Source organism: Gluconobacter sp. Dm-62 (assembly GCF_018256155.1).
Lineage (GTDB): Bacteria > Pseudomonadota > Alphaproteobacteria > Acetobacterales > Acetobacteraceae > Gluconobacter.
The window spans coordinates 1-19,539 of the sequence record NZ_JAERLY010000029.1; the positions used below are offsets into that span (position 1 = coordinate 1).

At 58.7% G+C, this 19,539-nt stretch carries 12 protein-coding genes, 1 tRNA gene and 3 pseudogenes; 10 read left to right on the plus strand and 6 right to left on the minus strand.

Features of this window, described 5'->3' with window-relative positions; genetic code table 11:
* The 6 genes and pseudogenes from JK202_RS15270 to JK202_RS15295 all read left to right on the plus strand — a co-directional run.
* Positions 1 to 492, plus strand: a pseudogene (locus tag JK202_RS15270) (hypothetical protein); the annotation flags it as partial.
* A 117-nt stretch (positions 493 to 609) separates the two neighbouring features.
* Positions 610 to 1,836 (plus strand): LL-diaminopimelate aminotransferase, encoded by a 1,227-nt coding sequence (locus tag JK202_RS15275; protein ID WP_211562317.1) that lies wholly within the window; start codon positions 610 to 612, stop codon positions 1,834 to 1,836.
* Entirely contained in the window at positions 1,833 to 3,122 is a 1,290-nt protein-coding gene (locus JK202_RS15280; protein ID WP_211562319.1) for a homoserine dehydrogenase, read from the plus strand. The genes JK202_RS15275 and JK202_RS15280 overlap by 4 nt, the downstream gene beginning before the upstream one ends.
* Positions 3,119 to 4,120, plus strand: coding sequence for a class II fructose-bisphosphatase (gene glpX / locus JK202_RS15285; protein ID WP_211562320.1), 1,002 nt, complete (start codon positions 3,119 to 3,121; stop codon positions 4,118 to 4,120). Before JK202_RS15280 ends, glpX begins: the two co-directional genes overlap by 4 nt.
* A gap of 10 nt (positions 4,121 to 4,130) precedes the next feature.
* Positions 4,131 to 5,930, plus strand: a complete 1,800-nt coding sequence (recJ, locus tag JK202_RS15290) for a single-stranded-DNA-specific exonuclease RecJ (RefSeq protein WP_211562322.1) — start codon at positions 4,131 to 4,133, stop codon at positions 5,928 to 5,930.
* A 41-nt stretch (positions 5,931 to 5,971) separates the two neighbouring features.
* Positions 5,972 to 6,047 (plus strand) — tRNA-Glu (locus tag JK202_RS15295).
* A gap of 288 nt (positions 6,048 to 6,335) precedes the next feature.
* Here the strand turns inward: JK202_RS15295 and JK202_RS15300 are convergent.
* Entirely contained in the window at positions 6,336 to 7,163 is an 828-nt protein-coding gene (locus tag JK202_RS15300) for an oxidoreductase (RefSeq protein WP_211562324.1), read from the minus strand.
* Between the two features lie 95 nt (positions 7,164 to 7,258).
* Here JK202_RS15300 and JK202_RS15305 point away from each other — a divergent pair, with 95 nt between their 5' ends.
* Together JK202_RS15305 and JK202_RS15310 are read left to right on the plus strand one after the other, a co-directional pair.
* Positions 7,259 to 8,170 carry an AraC family transcriptional regulator gene (locus JK202_RS15305; protein WP_211562326.1) on the plus strand — a complete coding sequence of 304 codons (912 nt, stop codon included), beginning with the start codon at positions 7,259 to 7,261 and terminating at the stop codon, positions 8,168 to 8,170.
* Positions 8,171 to 8,307: 137 nt separating this feature from the next.
* Entirely contained in the window at positions 8,308 to 8,835 is a 528-nt protein-coding gene (locus JK202_RS15310) for a GNAT family N-acetyltransferase (RefSeq protein WP_249200152.1), read from the plus strand.
* Positions 8,836 to 8,905: 70 nt separating this feature from the next.
* On the opposite strand, the pseudogene JK202_RS15315 reads toward JK202_RS15310, so the two are convergent.
* Positions 8,906 to 10,241 (minus strand): annotated as a pseudogene (locus tag JK202_RS15315) (autotransporter strand-loop-strand O-heptosyltransferase).
* 475 nt (positions 10,242 to 10,716) lie between these two features.
* Here JK202_RS15315 and JK202_RS15320 point away from each other — a divergent pair.
* Positions 10,717 to 11,238: a hypothetical protein gene (locus tag JK202_RS15320; protein WP_211562327.1), complete on the plus strand. Its 522-nt coding sequence runs from the start codon at positions 10,717 to 10,719 to the stop codon at positions 11,236 to 11,238.
* On the plus strand, positions 11,159 to 13,093 hold the full coding sequence (locus tag JK202_RS15325) for a Hint domain-containing protein (protein ID WP_211562329.1): 1,935 nt from the start codon (positions 11,159 to 11,161) through the stop codon (positions 13,091 to 13,093). Before JK202_RS15320 ends, JK202_RS15325 begins: the two co-directional genes overlap by 80 nt.
* A 233-nt stretch (positions 13,094 to 13,326) precedes the next feature.
* Here JK202_RS15325 and JK202_RS15330 read toward each other — a convergent pair.
* The 4 genes and pseudogenes from JK202_RS15330 to JK202_RS15345 form a co-directional block, all read right to left on the minus strand.
* A pseudogene (locus tag JK202_RS15330) lies at positions 13,327 to 16,493 on the minus strand (error-prone DNA polymerase).
* Positions 16,490 to 17,884, minus strand: coding sequence for a DUF6504 family protein (locus tag JK202_RS15335; RefSeq protein WP_211562332.1), 1,395 nt, complete (start codon positions 17,882 to 17,884; stop codon positions 16,490 to 16,492). Before JK202_RS15335 ends, JK202_RS15330 begins: the two are co-directional and overlap by 4 nt.
* A gap of 43 nt (positions 17,885 to 17,927) precedes the next feature.
* Positions 17,928 to 18,692, minus strand: coding sequence for an ImuA family protein (locus JK202_RS15340; RefSeq protein ID WP_211562330.1), 765 nt, complete (start codon positions 18,690 to 18,692; stop codon positions 17,928 to 17,930).
* A gap of 249 nt (positions 18,693 to 18,941) precedes the next feature.
* The coding region (locus tag JK202_RS15345; protein ID WP_249200156.1) for a DAK2 domain-containing protein at positions 18,942 to 19,539 on the minus strand (598 nt) is incomplete at its 5' end.

Consider the following 19,539-nt stretch of genomic DNA (forward strand, 5'->3'; position numbering starts at 1 on the left):
GGTCCCGAACCCGTCCTACCCGATCCATCAGTTCGGCTTCATCATCGCCGGAGCTTCAGTCCGCTCGATCCCGGCCAGTTTCCAAAGATTGGCGACCTGCCTCCTCCGCCGCCGCAGTTTCCGGGCTTTGACCTGCCGCGCGATGCATCGGTCAGCGATCCCGTACACCCGGACATCGACACAACCACCCCCGAAGGCACCCTGATCCGCTTCCAGCCCGCAACCGATCATGTGATGGGCACCCCACAGGGCGACTACCAGCACATCATTTCCCAGCGTGGAAACCAGCGCCTGACCATCCGCGGCTTCGGCGCCTTCATGAGCGCCGATGCAGCCCTGGCCCCGGCAGACCAGAACCGGGAGATCGCACTGGGCCTGCTGCGCGCACGCGTTGTTGCCCGCGCCCTGATCGAACGAGGCGTCCCCGCCTCAGCCATTGTTCTCAAGGCCGAAGCCATCGGCGATGGGGTGCGCGTCACGATCGGAGGCTGAAGCCGGAAGAGGCCCGAAAGACGACATTGTGCGATCAGTCACAGTCAGACTGTTCCACTCCTGAAAAAACCTGTCTATCGTCGCCCCTCCCTTTCACCCCCTGTCCCAGAGCTGGTCATGACCGAAGAGTTCCACCGCATCCGCCGCCTGCCGCCCTACGTGTTCGCTGAAGTGAACAAGGCCAAGGCCGCCGCGCGAGCCGCCGGTGACGACATCATCGATCTGGGCATGGGCAATCCCGACAGCGCGCCCCCGGCTCATGTCGTGCAGAAGCTGATCGAGACGGTCGGCAATCCCCGCGCTCACGGCTATTCCGTCAGCCGCGGCATCCCGGGCCTGCGCAAGGCCATGGCGAACTATTACGAGCGCCGCTTCAACGTCTCGCTGGACCCGGAAACCGAAGTCATCGCAACGCTCGGCTCCAAAGAAGGGCTGGCGAACCTGTCCGCCGCCATCACAAGCCCCGGCGACACGATCCTGGTCCCGAACCCGTCCTACCCGATCCATCAGTTCGGCTTCATCATCGCCGGAGCTTCAGTCCGCTCGATCCCGGCCACGCCGGACGAAGACATGCTCCGCGCTCTGGATCGCGCGGTCCGTCATTCCGTGCCCAAGCCGACGGCCCTGATCGTCAACTTCCCGTCCAACCCGACGGCTTTTGTCGCGAACCTTGATTTCTACAAGGAACTCGTGGCCTTCGCGCGCCGGGAAAACATCTGGATCCTGTCCGATCTGGCGTACGCGGAAATCTATTTCAACGAGAACGAGCCGCCCCCGTCCATTCTCGCCGTTCCGGGTGCGAAGGACGTGGCCGTCGAATTCACGTCCATGTCCAAGACCTATTCCATGGCGGGCTGGCGCATGGGCTTTGCAGTCGGCAATCCGAAGCTGATCCAGGCCCTCACACGCATCAAGTCCTATCTGGACTATGGCGCCTTCACCCCGATCCAGGTTGCCTCGGTCGCCGCACTGAACGGCCCGCAGGACTACGTTTCCGAAATCCGCGCCATGTACAAGGACCGCCGCGACGTCCTGCTGCGCGGCCTGCAGAGCGCAGGATGGGACGTCCCGGCGCCCGCAGGCTCGATGTTTGCCTGGGCCCCCATCCCCCCCGCCTTTGCCGAAATGGGCAGCGTCGCCTTCTCCAAACTCCTCCTCAAGGAAGCTGGCGTGGCAGTTGCACCCGGCCTCGGATTCGGGGAATACGGCGAGGGCTTTGTCCGGATCGGACTTGTCGAAAACACCCAGCGGCTGCGTCAGGCGACGCGGGCCATCAAGGGCTTCATGTCCCGGCACGGCGCCGGGGCCGGAACCGCTGATCTTCTTGGAGCTGCATCATCGTGAAACCACTGCGGATCGGACTGGCTGGACTCGGAACTGTCGGGATCGGTGTCATTCGTCTCCTGCGTGAGAACGCTGACCTGATTACCGCCCGGGCTGGCCGGCCGATCGAAGTCGTGGCCGTCACGGCCCGGGACCGCAGCCGCGACCGTGGCGAGGACCTGTCCGCCATGCGCTGGCACGACAGTGCCCCCGCCGTGGCGCAGGACCCGGACATCGACGTCGCCGTCGAGCTCATCGGCGGTTCCGATGGTCCGGCGCATGACATGGTCCGCACCGCGCTCGAACGTGGCCTGCCGGTCGTGACCGCCAACAAGGCACTCGTGGCCCTGCATGGCGACCGTCTCAGCCGCCTGTCTTCCGAAAAGAAGGCGCCCCTTCTGTTCGAAGCCGCCGTGGCGGGTGGCATACCTGCCATCAAGCTCGTGCGTGAAGGACTGGCCGCAGACCGTCTTCTCAGCGTGGGTGGCATTCTGAACGGCACCTGCAACTATATCCTGACCGAAATGCGCGCCACGGGCCGGGACTTCACGGACGTCCTGACCGAAGCGCAGGCCAAGGGCTATGCCGAAGCCGAGCCGTCAACGGACGTGGATGGCTGGGACACGGCCCACAAGCTGGCCATTCTTGCCGGTCTGGCTTTCCAGCCCGTCACGTTCGACACGCTTTCCGTTCAGGGCATCCGCGACATCACCGCGACCGACCTGAAATTCGCCGACCAGCTCGGATACCGCATCAAGCTCCTCGGCATGGCCCATCAGGCTGAAGACGGCAGCGTTGCAGCCTGGGTCCGCCCCTGCCTCGTGCCGCTCAGCGCGCCCATCGCGAGTGTTGATGGCGTGTTCAATGCCGTCTCCACACAGGGCGTCTTCAGCGGCCCGATGACCATCTCCGGTCGCGGCGCAGGCGAAGGCCCGACCGCCAGCGCCGTCGTGGCCGATCTGATCGATCTGGCCCGCGGAAGCGCCATTCCGGTCTGGGGCACCTCCACTGTTCCGGCTGCTACTGACTGTGCCGATCTCGCTGATTTGAACGGTGCATTCTATTTACGTCTGAACGTTCAGGACCGTCCGGGCGTAATGGCTGAACTGACATCGGTTCTCCGGGACCACGATGTCTCCGTTCACTTCGTTTCCCAGCATGATGCTGCAACAGGATGTGCCGACCTGGCGATCGTAACCCATCAGGTTCCTGAAAAAGCCATCCACGCAGCTGCAACAGCGCTCGCCGTCCTTCCTGTCGTGACCGGAAAGCCGCTTGTGCTCAAAATCGAGGATCCCCTTGCGTGATCGACCCTCAGAATGTTCTCCCGTACCGCGTCACTGACCGTAATCTGGCTCTCGAGCTCGTCCGTGTAACGGAAGCGGCCGCAATCGCCTCCGCGCACTGGACCGGCCGCGGCCAGAAGAACGAGGCCGACGGCGCCGCCGTGCAGGCCATGCGCGCCGCCTTCGACACCGTCGCCATCGACGGCGTCGTCACCATCGGTGAAGGCGAGATGGACGAAGCACCGATGCTCTATATCGGTGAAAAAGTCGGCTCCGGCGGCCCGGCGATGGATATCGCGGTCGATCCGCTCGAAGGCACAAACCTCTGCGCCAAGAGCCTTCCCAACGCCCTGACGGTCGTGGCCCTCGCCGAGCGCGGCAACTTCCTTCACGCCCCAGACATCTACATGGAAAAGATCGTCGTGGGCCCCGACCTGCCCGATGGTGTGGTGGATCTGGACGCGTCGATCGGCAACAACCTCCGCTCGCTGGCAAAGGCCAAGAAGCGCGATGTCTCAGACATGGTCCTCTGCGCGCTTGACCGTGAAAGACATGAGGAAATGATCGCCTACGCCCGCGAAGCCGGCGCCCGCGTCATGCTCCTCAGCGACGGTGACGTCGCCGCCGCCATCGCCACCTGTATCGACGGCGGCGGTGTGGATCTGTACGCCGGGTCCGGTGGCGCGCCCGAGGGCGTTCTGGCCGCCGCAGCCATCCGCTGCATGGAAGGCCAGATGCAGGGACGCCTGCTGTTCGAGGACGACAGCCAGCGCGAACGTGCCCGTGAAATGGCCAATGGCCTCGACCCGGCCCGGAAGCTCTTCCTCCACGATATGGCCTCCGGCCACGTCCTGTTCTCCGCAACAGGCGTCACATCCGGCCCGCTCCTGAAGGGCGTGGAACGTCCGAGCGCAACCCGCGCCCGCACACATTCCATCGTCATGCGTTCAAAATCCGGCACGGTGCGCTATATAGAAAGCCACCACACCTTCAAACCGAAGGTACAAGCCGCTTCCTGAACGGAGAACCATGCTCGCAGACGATACGGGCGCCGTCCTCGGCGTAACCCGAAGTGCAGGAAACCGCCGCTGGATCTGGCGCGATCCCCGCCTGGCGGAAGCAGACAACCGCCTGGCCCTCGCACTGGCCCAGCAAGCCGGAATTCCCGAACTTCTGGCCCGTATCCTCTCGGCACGAGGCGTCGCACCCCACGACGCCTCTTCGTTCCTCAACCCGCGCCTGCGCGACGCCATGCCCGACCCCTCCTGCATGCAGGACATGGACCGGGCCGCGGAACGCCTCGCACAGGCCGTCCGCAATCACGAGCATGTCGGCCTCTTCGGCGATTACGACGTGGACGGCGCCTGCGGCACGGCCCTCGTCTGCGACACACTGCGCGAACTCGGCTGCACCGTCAGCACCCACATCCCCGACCGCCTGACCGAAGGCTACGGCCCCAACACCACAGCCCTCGAAAACCTGCTGTCAGACGGCGCCACCCTGCTGGTCTGCATCGACTGCGGCACAGCTGCCATCGACATTCTCAACGGCCTGACCGACCGCGCCGACATCGTCGTTCTCGATCATCACAAACCTGATGGCGCGGCCCTGCCGAAAGGCATCGTGGTCAACCCAAACCGGCTGGACTGTGATTCAGGCCTCGGCAGCATCTGTGCCACAGCCGTCGCGTTCCTCACCATGGTCGCCACAATCCGCCTCCTGCGCCGCACCAACTGGTTCGACGAAGGGCAGGCCATCCCGGACCTTCTCAAACGCCTCGACCTCACGGCACTGGCCACCATCTGCGACGTCATGCCACTGACCGGCCTGAACCGCGCGATGGTCATGCAGGGCCTGCGCGTCATGTCACGTGGCGAACGCCTCGGACTGGCGACACTCTCCTCCGTCGCAGGCGTCAAGGAAGAAGCCAGCGCCATGGCCTGTGGTTTCGCACTCGGCCCCCGCATCAACGCAGGCGGCCGCATCGCACAGGCCGATCTGGGACTGAAACTCCTGCTGTCAGACGATGTCGTGGAAGCCCGCGCCCTCGCCGAACAGCTCGACCGCGTCAACCGCCAGCGCCAGACCGTCGAATCCACAATTCTCGATTCCGCGATGGAACAGGCGCAGCAACAGCTTGATGCCGGCCATGCCGTCATCTTCCTGCATGGCGAAAACTGGCACCCCGGCGTCGTCGGCATCGTCGCAGGCCGCCTGAAGGAGCGCTACAACCGCCCTGCCCTCGTCGCGGCTCTCACGGATGGCGTCATCAAAGGCTCAGCCCGATCTGTTCCCGGACTGGACCTCGGAACCGCCATCATCGCCGCCCGCCAGAACGGCCTCCTCCTCACAGGAGGCGGACACGCCATGGCTGCAGGCTTCTCCCTTGCCGCAGACCGCGCCGAAGAGTTCCACGCCGCCCTGAACACACAGCTCTCAACAGCGCTGGCCCTCCCCAAACAGGACGCGTTAAAACTCGACGGGATCATGACTTTGGCTGGCGCATCCATCGCCGTGGCCGACCAGCTCGCCCGGCTGGAACCCTTCGGACCCGGCAATGAAGAGCCCGTCCTCGCCATCAGCAATGTCCGCTGCGTCAAAAGCGAGCGCATCGGCAAGGACGGCAATACGCTGCGCGTTATCCTTCAGGGCGAAGACGGAGGCACCCGTCTGCGGGGGCTGGTCTTCCGTGCCGGAGACAAACCTTTTGCAGCACTGCTGGAAGACCGAGGCATGCCTTTGATCCATGTGGCGGGAACATTGCGTGCCGAGACATGGCAGGAAAGAAAAAATCTGTCTTTTTTCATTTCTGATGCATCCCCCGCTTGACGGACACAAACGCCACCCCTATACACCCGCTCACGCCTCCAGTCCCGTTCGTCTAGAGGCCTAGGACACTGCCCTTTCACGGCGGCAACACGGGTTCGAATCCCGTACGGGACACCAAATTTATTTGGTAATGGTATCAGCGATTTAGAGCTGTATTGGGCGTAAAAGCCAAAAAAAATAAGCGGTAATTTTGGGCCAGTGATGTCCAGGATACGCAAACTGGCCAACGATCAGCGGATCGTCAGAACATCTGACACCGCCCATCTCGCCCGTGAGTGGCTTGAGAAATTTCAGCCACAGTGCGCAACGCGCAGACGATAATCCGAAAATACGCCGCCCTGCCCTGCCGCCTGTGCCATGCGCTGCGCTGACACAGGCTGCAACGGCGTTTTCGGCCCGGAAATATTAGCCGTCTGTTGATCGGGTTAATTCCTCCCAATCCTCAATTTCTCTTTCCAAGCGGAAAAGGCGTTCACGAACCAGTCGCAGAGCATCGCTACCCAAAAGGAGTTGCGGTGGCGGCGCGTCCGACGCAATGAGTTGCAGCACTGCAGCGGCAAGTTTCGCCGGGTCACCCAACTGCTTACCGTCCTTCTCGTGTCGTGCAGCCCGGATCGGATCGAACAGAGCATCATAATCTGTAATTGAGCGCTCGGTCCTGACCATCGAGCGCCCGGCCCAGTCGGTGCGGAATGATCCCGGGCACAGCGCCGTAACATGAACGCCGAAAGGCGCTATTTCCACACGCATGACGTCCGAAATGCCCTGCAAAGCGAATTTGCTGCCACAGTGAGACGCCAGGCCCGGCATCGTGATCAGACCACCCATCGACGTCACGTTCACGATGAACCCGCGACGGCGTTCGCGAAAACGCGGCAGGAAGGCTTTGGCAACCGCGACAGCTCCGAAGACATTCACGTCGAACTGGTGGCGCATTTCCTCGAGAGAAGATTCCTCCAGAACCCCTTCATGTCCATAGCCGGCATTGTTGATGAGCACATCGACCGGGCCGTGGCCTTGTTCGGCCTGTGCGACGATGGCGGGGATACGGTCGAACTCGGTGACGTCACACAGGACCACGCAAACATCCGGCAGTTGCTCCAGTAAGGACGCTCTTGCGGTTTGCGACCGGACCGTACCAATCACCCGATGACCGGCCTCAAGAGCGGCCTGTGCAATGGCCAACCCAAACCCCGAATTGGCGCCGGTGATAAAGAAAGTTTTTTGTGGCATGGCTCTGCTCGACTGAATTTCGTTCATGCCTTGACCAATAATAGCGTGTTACCCTGCCTTCTACTGCGATTTCTCTAATATCCTTGCCTGATCCTATGAATCATCAATCCGATACCCCGTCACTCCTGGCATTGGCCGCGGAACTCGCACCGCGACCTGGCTACAACGCCACGTCTTTGCCGAGTATTCGTATCCTGCGTTCCGAGACCATTCTTGAAGATGTTCCGGTTCTTTATCGGCCTGGGGCGGTTTTCGTCTTGCAGGGGTTCAAGCAGGGTTTCCTCAATGGCGAGATCTACCGATATGATGCCGAGCATTATCTTGCCGTTTCGGTCCCTGTGCCTTTCCGGATGGCTTCGCAGGCCAGCCCTGCTCAGCCTCTGCTCGCCATTTACTTCGATTTTGACCTGCATCTCGCTGCTGAAATAGCGACGACACTGAAGGGACAAGCTGGTCATGACGAAAAAATGCGTGCGCGAAGTCTGATTTCAAGTCGGATGGCCCCCACCATTACGGATGTACTCCAACGCCTGCTCCATACTCTCCATCATCCACAGGACCTCACCATTCTCGGCCCGGGGCTATTGCGTGAGTTGCATTACCGCGTTCTGGTAGGGCCCCAAGGCGGCTCCCTGATGGCAGCATTGCATCGTAATGACACGACAGACAGGATCGTGCAGAGCCTCGCGCTGATCCGCGAACGCTACAAGGAAGGCCTATCGGTTTCGGAACTCGCTGTAGCAGCCAGCATGAGCGTTCCGTCATATCACGTCGGCTTTAAGTCTCTTATCGGGAACACCCCGATCCAATATCTCAAAGCGCTGCGGCTGCACGAAGCAAGGCTGATGATCGCACGACGTCAGGGAACACTTGCCACGATCGCCTCAGAAGTCGGCTATGCCAGTCCCGCCCAATTCAGCCGGGACTTCAAACGCCATTTTCATCGCACCCCAAGCAAGGAGGCCAAATGGATGCGAGAACATCTGGGAGAGCCAACACAGGCTTGACGCAAAAATCTCGCGCCCGAAGTCAGATAATTGTTTGCTGGCCCCTCGCGGACCGAAAAACCGTTCTTCGCATGACAGCTGCTATTCTGCGATAGCTTTGGAAAATTGACAGAAACTGCCGGGTGAAAATTAAGGTCATGAACAATATGAATAGAATTTTTCTGACAGCGCTCCGCCCTGAAGACGCAGCCGATATGTTTTCTGGATTATCAGACGAGCGTGCTTATCGCTTCATTCCAGATGATCCACCAGTAAGTCCTGAAGCTCTTCGTGACAGATATGTATTTCTCTCGGCAGGTGGAAGACCAGACACTAATGAGATCTGGCTGAACTGGATCATCAGGCGAACTGCGGATCAACAGGCTGTAGGATATACGCAGGCCACACTGACAGGAAAAGAAGCGCTGATCGCTTATCACATCTTTCCGGATTTCTGGCGCCAGGGCATTGCAACGCAGGCGATGACGCTCACCCTGAAAAATATCTTTGACTGCCATGAAATCCGGATCGTACGCGCCTTTGTTGATACGAGAAACGCAGCGTCCATCGCGCTTCTGAAAACGCTTGGTTTCAACCTGACCCGAACAATCCCCGATGCAGATTTCTTCAAGGGATCAACAAGTCACGAATACGAATTCAAGCTTGAACACACCGGCTCACGGTGACAGAGGATCTGGCCCATAGCATGGCGGCAGCAAGCTCATGAAAAACCACGCAGTCTTTCATCAACGTGAATCAATCGGGTTTTGACTCCGCAGGAAGCCCCATATCCTTGATTAGCCGACGGCACGTATGAATGACCTGAGCGCCGGTAATCAGACGGGTGCACTCGAACTGCCTGTCTGTACCCTTATGACGCGGGCACCACAGATAATCCTGATGATCGAACTGAAATGCCGGATCGTTCCAGCACGAATTGCAGGTATGCCAGTTAATCACACGATACGGCGTCGCAAACTCATTATCGGGATGTGTGAAACCGGAAATCATGACGACTGGCGTTCCCGCTGCATGGGCCAACCATGCCAGTCCACTGGAAAGACCAATGAAAAAACTCGAATGTTTCAGCCAACGCGCCCGCTCGGACAGAGGTCGGCTGCCCGTTTCGTCCTCGGCTCCATGAGGAATATGGTTATAAACGTAGCCCGCCCCGTGAAACGTCTTCTGGTCAATGCAAATGACGCGATAGCCTGAAGACTTCAGAAATTCGATGACCTCTTTCCATCCTGCCGGATTATTCCAGTACTTGCACTGTGTACTGGCTTGTGTGGCGATAACGACATATCGCTCCTGGATAGGAGGTGTGTCCTCTTCCTGTATCATGATATTCGGAGGGCTGTCGTTCCAGGGGTCGACCCCCAATATATATGCGGCAGTCCGGTGTAATCCGACATGTCTGAAATCGGTTGGCTGGTGAGTGAATTCAGTGTCTGAAAAGAACAAGCCCAACTTGTAACTTGCGTAAAAACCCGTTGTGAAACCTTCGTTCTTCTTGGCTTCCTCGTGACCAACGAGTGTGATTTCCGGGTTGGCGTCCTTAACAAGCGGGAGAATTACGTCTGCCACAGAACACGAAACTTTGGCTTTACTGTTCTGTGCAAACCGCAAAACAGCAGGAAGCCACGCGATTGTATCTCCAAGTGTCCCCACTGGCAGCTCAACCAGAACAGGCATTCCTTCAAGCTGCAACTTATGGTGCAGCACAGTCTGCTTTGTGCCATCCGGCTTTTTAAGCCAGACCTCGATCAGGAAGGGCACAAAGAATTTTTTTGTTGAAGCGACCATGCCTCCCTGGAGGTGGGCATCGAACAGGATGTTTCCTGTCTCGTAATCGGATAAACGAACATGCCACTGGCCAAGCTCCTGCATAATATCCGGCAACATGACCCACGCACCATCGTTGAAGTCGAACCGCACGCTCTGGGCGCTCTCGAATTACGGGAATGGCCGGTGTAACAAGGTAGGGACTTTTCTCGTCAGCTTCATTACTGCTCATGACGTTTTGGGGCGCCAGAGCAGCAGGTCCGTCGGAGCTTTGAGAGTGTTCAGACATAAAACCCACATCAGACATCAATAAAAAAAAACTTTTCGCTCTAAACGAGTGAGGCATCAACATAACGAGTTTTAATTCATGCACCACGATTCGAATTTTTTTTGAACACAGGAATGTCAATCCGTACCGATATAACCCTAGATTTTGCTGTCATCTTTATCACTTACTTTGGAAGAAATGAAAGAAGCCTCCATCACGGACCGAGATACTTCTTCCCTCCAAAAAAAAAGAAAAAATGCGCTCATTTCAATAATTTAGGAAAATGGAACTTTTCACCAGACGCAAACAGAAAAGGTTTCTGTAAAAAAATCGTTAAAGTAAGATTATTTTTATGTTCGAAAAAACTTGAATTAACCTCTTTTAAGTATCTACACTTCCTCAGGTGCGACGACGTCAAGTATTTGAAAGCGTATGCGCACGGGTCTGGGTATCAGACGAAACGTAAGCGCCGTTGCATTGCGCTTCGTGGATTATCATTGAGGGCGTAAGCACAATGGCAACTTACAATGTTTCTTCCGGGCAGGTAGCTTCCAATACTCTTGCATATGGAGATGTCGAAACCGTTTCCAGCGGTGGTATCACTCAAGACCAGCATAATGGCGGGCAGAGATTTGTTCTTTCGGGCGGCACTGTTCGAAATGGCGTCGTCAGCAGTGGTGGTAAAGACTATATTTCCAGTGGCGGGTCCTCGTATGAGGGCGTCATTGTCGGTGGCGGTATCAGATACGTTTCCAACGGCGGAACAGCAGACAATCCTTATATTGCAAGCGGTGGCACTGTCAGCGCGGCCAGTGGTGCTACGGTTTTAGCGGTTAACGCTTACAGCGGTGGTGTGTTGAGCGCCGCAAGCGGTGCGATTATCAGTGGCGGTACCGTAGCGACTGGCGCATCCATCACTGCGGCGTCAGGCACAATACTTACGGGCACAATCACAAATGCAGCAACCATTTCTGGCGGCGTACTCTCTGGCGCGGGAACCACAGAAATCGTATCTTCACGGTGCAACTCTCGCTAACCAGACGATCGGAAGCGGCGCCTCTGCAACTCTTCAGGCCTATGCAAGCGCTGGAAATAATCTCGTCATAAGCGGCGGTACGCTCGACCTGTACACCAACAATACGACAAGCACGACGATTGTTGGTACAGGCGGCAATTTTATCCTTGAATCTGGTGTAACCTTTACGGCCACCAGTGGAAATTATGCCACCAGCGGCAATACGATTACGGTTAATTCGGGTGCCGTTCTTTCTGGATCGCGCATTTCTGCTGGCGGTGTCATCAATGCAAAGGGCGGTGTTCTATCGAACACAGTAGTCGATGGTGGAACATTCAATGTTTACACAGTGACAAGCGGGACAAACAACACAACATTCACGTCAAACGGTGGTGTTGTTAATCTGGAATCCGGATTCAAGGATACCAGAACCTGGACTGTCTCCAATAACGTCACCTTCAATGTACTGAGTGGCGCAGCAATTTCCACCCCCACTATTCAGAATGGTGGCACGGTAGACGTTGTTTCTGGCGGTACGATCGCAGGACAGGCTGTTGTCTCTTCTGGTGGCACGCTCGTCGTTAACGGCAGTGTCGGTAGCAATAGCATTTTGCTCTCCGGCGACGGTGCACATCTGGTCATCAGCGGCACAACAATGCCGACCAACACCATCTCTGGCTGGTCGCCAGCAGATACGATCGATCTTGCCTCAATCCCGCAGTCCAGCGTCACCAGTGTCACCACGACAGCTACCGGCATCACATTCTACACCAAGGGCGGCACCTATTCGCTCAACGTCCCGAATGCCAGCAAATACGGTTACACCCTGTCGTCTGACAGCAATGGCGGTCTGATCTACACGACGTGCTTTGCAGAAGGCACCTCGATCATGACGCCGGACGGTGAAGCAACGGTTGAGACCCTCGTACCAGGTACGCTGGTCATGACACCCAAAGGCGCCATGCCCGTCAAATGGCTGGGTCATCGTTCGATTACGGTTTCCAGCCAGCCCGTCCCCGAAGAAAACTGGCTGGTGCGCATCCGCAAGGGCGCTTTGGCTGACGGTATTCCGTCCCGTGACCTGCTGGTAACGCAGGAACACTGCATGGTCTTCGAGGGCAAGCTTGTTCCGGCCCGTATGCTGGTCAACGGGGCCTCGATCCTGATCGATCGCACGATCAACAGCTACACCTACTATCATGTGGAGCTGGAAAGCCATGAAGCAGTCTGGGCTGAAAACGCACTGACCGAGAGCTATCTCGATACGGGGAACCGCAGCCAGTTCGACAACCATACTGTGACCGCGATCTTTGGTGGTTCGAAGCCACAGGGTTCGAAAACGCTGCCTCTTGATACCTCCCGTGCATTTGTCGAACCCATCCATATGGGCATCACAGCACGCGCCGGAAGCGTTACGCCCAAGGTAGCGATGACCGATGATCCGGATCTGCATCTGGTGACAGATCTGGGACAGATCATTCAGCCTCTTCGTCAAACGAATGATCGCACTATCTTCATGATCCCGGAGAACGTAGCGACAGTACGCCTGGTCTCACGGACCGGTCGCCCCAGCGATACGGTCGGACCTTTCGTGGATGATCGCCGCGATCTGGGGGTCCTCATCGGAGATATTTCATTTTTCGCGTCCCGCAAGACGGTTGCCGTGACAGCTCATCTTTCCCAAAACGAGCTGGCAGGTTGGCACGGTCTGGAAGCCGCCGCGTACCGATGGACCGACGGGGATGCCGTTCTGCCTTTGCAAACTGGAAACACCCCTGACAAGGACGCTGGAATTCTGTCCATTCAGATTGTTTCCGGAGGACCATATAAAATGGATCATCACTCTGAAGACACTGGCTTGCGTCAAGCTGGCTGATTGATCTGAAGTTTCGACCAGTAACAACAGACCTGCTTCCTTAATGATCTAACTCACCTTGGTATTGTCTTTTCAATACCAAGGTGAGTTAACAGATCGGGAACAGGTAATGGCAGGCAATACAGTCTGTAAAACAGCCTCTCAGACCCCCTGTTCAACCCAACACCGGAACCGGACAGAGACCGAGTTCGACTTATCGTTGAGAAACAGGCATTCACCACAAAACCCAGCTGTTAATGGAAGTTGCGTGATTTCACCACTATCCGTTCGGATCGGTATTTCCTCTGCTTTATATTGGCAACATCGAGGGTCCGGTTCCCGACATCTGCGAGCAGCTCCGAAAAATCCTCGATTTTCTTCGCGATGAGATGCACGACTTCGCCTTCCTTCTGAAGGACGCCTTTCACCGCCAGCATCTGCCCGCCAAGTACCACCCGTCGGTTCGCGTCGAACATATCCGGCCAGATAATGACATTGATATGGGCAGTCTCATCCTCCAGCGTCATGAATACCACGCCTTCCGCTGATCCAGGTCGCTGCCGCACCAGCACCAGCCCCGCCACTGCCAGCCGTGCTCCGTCCCTTGCTGCCCGTGCCTGCCGACAGGAAATAATTCCCCGTTCTCTCAGGTCGTCGCGCAGAAAGGTCAGTGGATGATCCCGCAAGGTGAGCCCAAGCCGGTTATAATCCCGCACGACTTCAGCTCCGCCATGCATGGGCTGTAGCAGCACATCCGGTTCTTCTGCTTCCCGCGTCACCTCCGCAGCAGCGAACAGCGGCAACGGCTCATCACGCAAAGCCTGAATGGACCAGAGCGCCTCACGCCGCGCAAGCCCGAGCATAGGCCGAAATGCATCTGCTTCCGCAAGATGCCTCAGCGCTCCCGCCCTGACACCAGAGCGTCGCCACAGATCATCCACCGACACAAAAGGCCCGCTGCCCCGCGCGACAACAATCCGGGCCGCATCCCCATTTGCCAATCCCTTCACCAGACTCATGCCCAGTCGAACAGCAAACATTCCACGCGCAGTTTGCGGTTCTTCAAGCGTGCTATCCCAGCGTGACGCATTCACACAGACAGGCCGCACGTCCACACCATGCTCCTGCGCGTCACGGACCAGTTGCGCTGGCGCATAGAACCCCATCGGCTGACTGTTCAGAAGCGACGCAAGAAAGACATCCGGATGGGTGCATTTCATCCATGATGACGAATAGGCCAGAATGGCAAAACTGGCCGCGTGGCTCTCAGGGAAACCGTACGATCCGAAGCCCTGAAGCTGCTGATAAATCCGTTCGGCAAATTCTTCCGTATAACCGTTGATGCGCATCCCTTCGATCATCCGGGTCTGGAACTGCGTGATGGTGCCGGTATTTTTGAACGTTGCCATGGCCCTGCGCAGCTGATCGGCCTCAGCGGCCGTAAACCCTGCACACACCATGACGACCCGCATGGCCTGCTCCTGAAATAACGGGATACCCAAAGTACTTTTCAGAACGTTTTCCAGCTCCGGAGTAGGATAATCCGGTTTCTCCAGCCCTTCCCGACGGCGGAGATAAGGATGAACCATATCCCCCTGAATCGGTCCGGGCCGCACGATGGCAACTTCAATGACGAGATCACGGAACACACGCGGTTTCAGCCGGGGCAGCATCGACATCTGCGCACGGCTTTCAATCTGGAACACACCGATCGTATCGGCCTTCCTGATCATGGCGTAGGTACGCGGGTCTTCGGCCGGAATAGTCTGAAGCGTGAAGTGCTGGCCTTTATGAGCCGCCAGCAGATCCAGCCCCTTCTTCATACAGGTCAGCATGCCCAGCGCCAGAATATCGACCTTCATGAATTTCAGAACATCAATATCGTCCTTGTCCCATTCAATGATCTGACGATCCTCCATGGCCGCCGGTTCAATGGGCACCAGCTCATCAAGACGGTCATGCGTCAGAACAAAACCGCCCGGGTGCTGCGACAGATGCCGGGGCGTCCCGATCAGGCACCGTGCCAGATCCACAGTCAGACGGATGCGCCTGTCGGACAGATCAATCCCCGTTTCATTCAGGGCATCATCACCCAGACTGTGCCCCCAGCGTGAATTTGCCCCGAAAGGGTGCGGATCAGGTCTTCAGGCAATCCCATGACCTTGCCGACATCCCGCAGCGCCCCCTTCGCCCGATACCGGATCACCACAGCCGTCAGCGCCGCCCGGTCGCGTCCGTAATGCTCATAGACCCACTGAATAACCTGCTCGCGCCGTGCATGCTCGAAATCGACGTCGATATCCGGCGGCTCGCCCCGCTCTTCAGAGATAAAACGCTCAAACAGGAGCGAATTGCGGGCCGGATCAATGGCAGTGATACCCAGTACATAACAGACCGCACTATTGGCTGCCGATCCGCGACCCTGACAGAGAATATCCTGACTGCGGGCATAGCGGACAATACTGTTCACCGTCAGAAAATATGGCGCGTAATTCATACGCCCGATCAGCGTCAGTTCATGGCGCAGGATCTTGCGGACATCCCCGGGAATGCCCTCGGGGTAGGTCCGTTCAGCCCCAATCCAGGTCAGAGCCTCAAGCGCCTGCTGCGGTGTCTGGCCAGGCACCGACACCTCATCGGGATACTGATAGGCCAGATCGTCCAGACTGAAGCGGCAACGGTCCACAATATCGATGGTCCGGGCAACTGCTTCGGGATAGCGGCTGAACAGCCGGCTCATTTCCTGCGGTGGTTTGAAATAGCGGTCAGCATGGCGTTCCCGGACAAAGCCTGCCTCATCAATGGTGGTGCTGTGCCGGATACAGGTCACAACATCCTGCAGGATGCGCCGGTCATAGGTATGGAACAGCACATCGTTGGTGACGACCACGGGCACCCGAGCCTGATGCGCGAGACCCGCCAGTTCATGCAACCGCATCTGGTCATTGGGCCGGCGTCGCAGCGTCAGCGCCAGATATGCCCGATCAGCAAAGACCTCCTTCAGCCTGCGTAAATGCAGGGCGCAGGCCTCATCCGCAGTCTCCGGGATCATGACAACGATCAGACCATCGCCCCATGCGACCAGATCCTCCCACAGAAGATGACACCCCCCTTTTCCAGCCCGGGCCTTCCCCATGCTGAGCAGACGGCATAACCGGCCATAGGCATCCCGATCTGTCGGATAGACCAGAACAGGCGGGAAATCAGCCGGATCGAGACGACAGCCCACCACAAGCCGGAGCCCGACCTGCTTCGCGGCCACATGCGCCTGCACCATCCCCGCCAGGGAATGGCGGTCACAAACGCCCAGAGCGTCGATCCCCAGCGCCTTCGCCTGTCCGAACAGTTCAATCGGTGACGATGCCCCACGCAGGAACGAAAAATAGGTCGTCACCTGAAGTTCGGCATAGCACGCGCTCATCCGAAAATTCCGTGAAGAAACCATCTCTGCGAGCCGGTTTCTCCATGCTCTCCATCCCCCGCCCGATACAGCCAGAAGCGCTCGCCACTGGTGTCCTCCACACGAAAATAATCCCGGGCGATGGTCAGTTCGGCGTCATTCTTCCACCATTCCCCAAAAACCCGCTCTGGCCCGTCAGCGCATTTCACCTTCCGCCGCACACCCCGCCAGATGAAGAACAACGGTGGCTGATCGGGCAGTTCCGCCATGGCCTGCACGGGCTCGGGCCGCGCCAGCAGACGTGTCGGCCGTGGCCAGTGCCCGGGCCAATCCTCCGTCTCTTCCGGCGCAAGAGCATGAACGCGACAGAACGAACGCTCAGGCAGATCACTTTCAACTGGCGCAAAACGGTACAGCGCCTGAGCCCCGACACGGTTGGCCAGAGTGTCGATCAGGTCGGACACGTCGGCCTCTTCCACCGAGATCAGGGAAGAAACGGTCTGTCGCCGGTCCATGGGCTCTGCCAGTGAGGCAGTCAGCACCATACGCTCAATGCCAAACCCCGGATCAACAGTTTCAATCTTTCCGCACAGCAGTCGGGTCAGACGTTTGACATCCCGCACAGGCATGGCCGTCGCCACGCGGATTGCTTCCGTACGACTGTCCACCCGATACAGCACCAGATCAAGACACCGCACGCCCTGCCCACGCTCCTCCAGTCTCTGACAAAGCAGCGGAACCAGCTTGCCGATATAACGGGCTATGGTCTCGGCAGCCCCGATGGGCTCGGCAAAATTCCTGCTGACTTCGACCGGAACAACCGGCCGCACTGGAACAATGGCTTCAGTCAGACGGCCAAAGGCCTGATCCAGCCTGCACACCACCTCCGGGCCAAAGCGCAGCGCCAGCGGCGCCCGTGGCATGGCAGCCAGCGACCCGATACGGGACACCCCCAACGCAGCCAGTCCTTCAACAACCATGCCCGACAGGCGCAGGGCCTCAAGAGGAAGATCGGCCAGTGCCGAAACCACTTCACCCGGTGACACAACCGCAACCGGTGCCCGTCCATAACGCGCCAGCGCATGGGCCGCGCCCCAGGTCTCAGCCACTACGGCTTTTGCCCGAAATCCGGCCGCCGCCATGCGATGGACCATGTCCTCGAGCATGGAAAGTTCACCACCATGCAGGTGATCCGCCCCCGTCGTATCCAGCACCAATCCATCCGGAGCATCAACAGCCACGATGGGCGCAATACGGTTCTGGAACCACAGCGCCAGCTTCTCCAGCCCCATCTGGTCCCCGGCAGGGTCAGCGTCCATCAACACCAGATCGGGAAACAATCCCTGAGCCCTGGCAACCGGTATGCCAGGACGCAGACCAAGCTTGCGGGAAGCCAGATCGACCGATTTCACCACCCGTCGCCGTCCCTCGCGACCAACCAGCACCAACGGCACCTCAGGCGCGGGCGCGTCTTTCCCCAGCCGCTTCCTGATCCGATTGGTCGACCAGAGCGGCAGGTAAAGAGAGACGACCCTTGCCATCACAGGCCTCCACTTCGAAATCAGTACAACCACCCGCCCGGGCACGAACCAGTTCCAGCCGCCAGTGGGAACAGCCCACGCCGGGCACCGGCAACGACCCTGATGGCAGGACGGAAACCCGCCAGCGTGTGACTGAAGCCGTCGGCTGGCCGAAATCGTCCGCATCCCCCGACTGCCGCCGGCGTCTGATCGCGATCCCCAAAGATCCGGATGTCTCTGCCGCCAGCTGCAAACGACGGGAGGCCGTCATGGACAACCGGGAGACTTCACCCACGACAGCCCCCAGACCGCCATGCCGCAGCCCTTCCTCGAAACAGGCCAGTACATCAATGTCCGATCCCGCCTCGACATAGATGATCCTCCGCGCTGACAGACCAACCTGCTTCAGGGAAGGCGCGAACATGTCCTGACGGGTCACAATCCACAGCACCCTGCCGCGGGTACGGGCCGCAATATCGGCACAGAACTGAGCCGCCGCGGCACCGTGCAGGGCATCATTGCCACCCCCCGCCACCTCATGCAGCGCGCCCAGCGCCAGACCACCCCCCGGCAGCCAGCGGTCAATCCCGCTGATGCCAAATGGCAGCACCTTACGTCGGCGATCACTGTGTCCCTCCAGACACCTGATCGCTGCCCGCAACGTCTCCAGACCGGGCTTTTTCTGGATTTCCACAGTCATTTCCCGGCTCGTTGCCCCTCATACAGACTGATTTGATGATTTTATGTTCCCGTTTTGTTCTATTCAAGCGCTCAAAGTCAATGCAAATCCCTATTGCCTGAGCCACAGACCTCATCACCAGAAACAGCAAAGGGAGAGCTTTCGCCCTCCCTTCGCTCCAGAACGAACCCGCCGTCCAGCTAGACGGAGGGCCACTCACATTCTGAACCAGCCTCCCCCATCCCAGCAGAAAGCAGCAGCCCGGGAGGACTATCCAGCCCGACTGGTCAGGGAAGGCTCCCCTCCGGCAGAAGCCAGACCCGCCTTCAGATCCTCGCCCACAATCCGCGCACAGAGCGCCAGCGAGAGCGCTCCCGCATCCGGATGCCCCTTGCTGCGTTCGCCATGCATTTTCGCACGTCCCATCCGCGGCAGCAGATCACGCGTGGCCTGCGCGGCTTCATGAGACGCTTCCGCCCCGATCCGCCAGGATTCCACAAGCCCATGCCCGGCGGCCAGCGCCTGCTCCATCGTCTCAACGAACGGCACAAGCGCATCCACGAGCGTCTTATCGCCGGGCTTCGCCCGACCCAGCTCCATGATCCGCTCCATGCTGTTCCGTGCACCCCCTGAAAGCTGCTGCGCATCAGGCAAACTGTTGTCGTCGAGCGCCAGACTGAACGCCCTTAGCCCCTCGCCCCAAAGCGCCCCGGACGTTCCCCCGGCCCGATCCGCCCAGGCATCCGCTGCCGAAGCAAGAACCGTCGCAGGACCAGCCCCCGCATCCGCCGCAGCCCGCGCTGGCTGGTTCTGCGGGGCCGGCATGACGAGGCTTTCGACGTTCTGCACGGTTTGCGCGGCAATGATG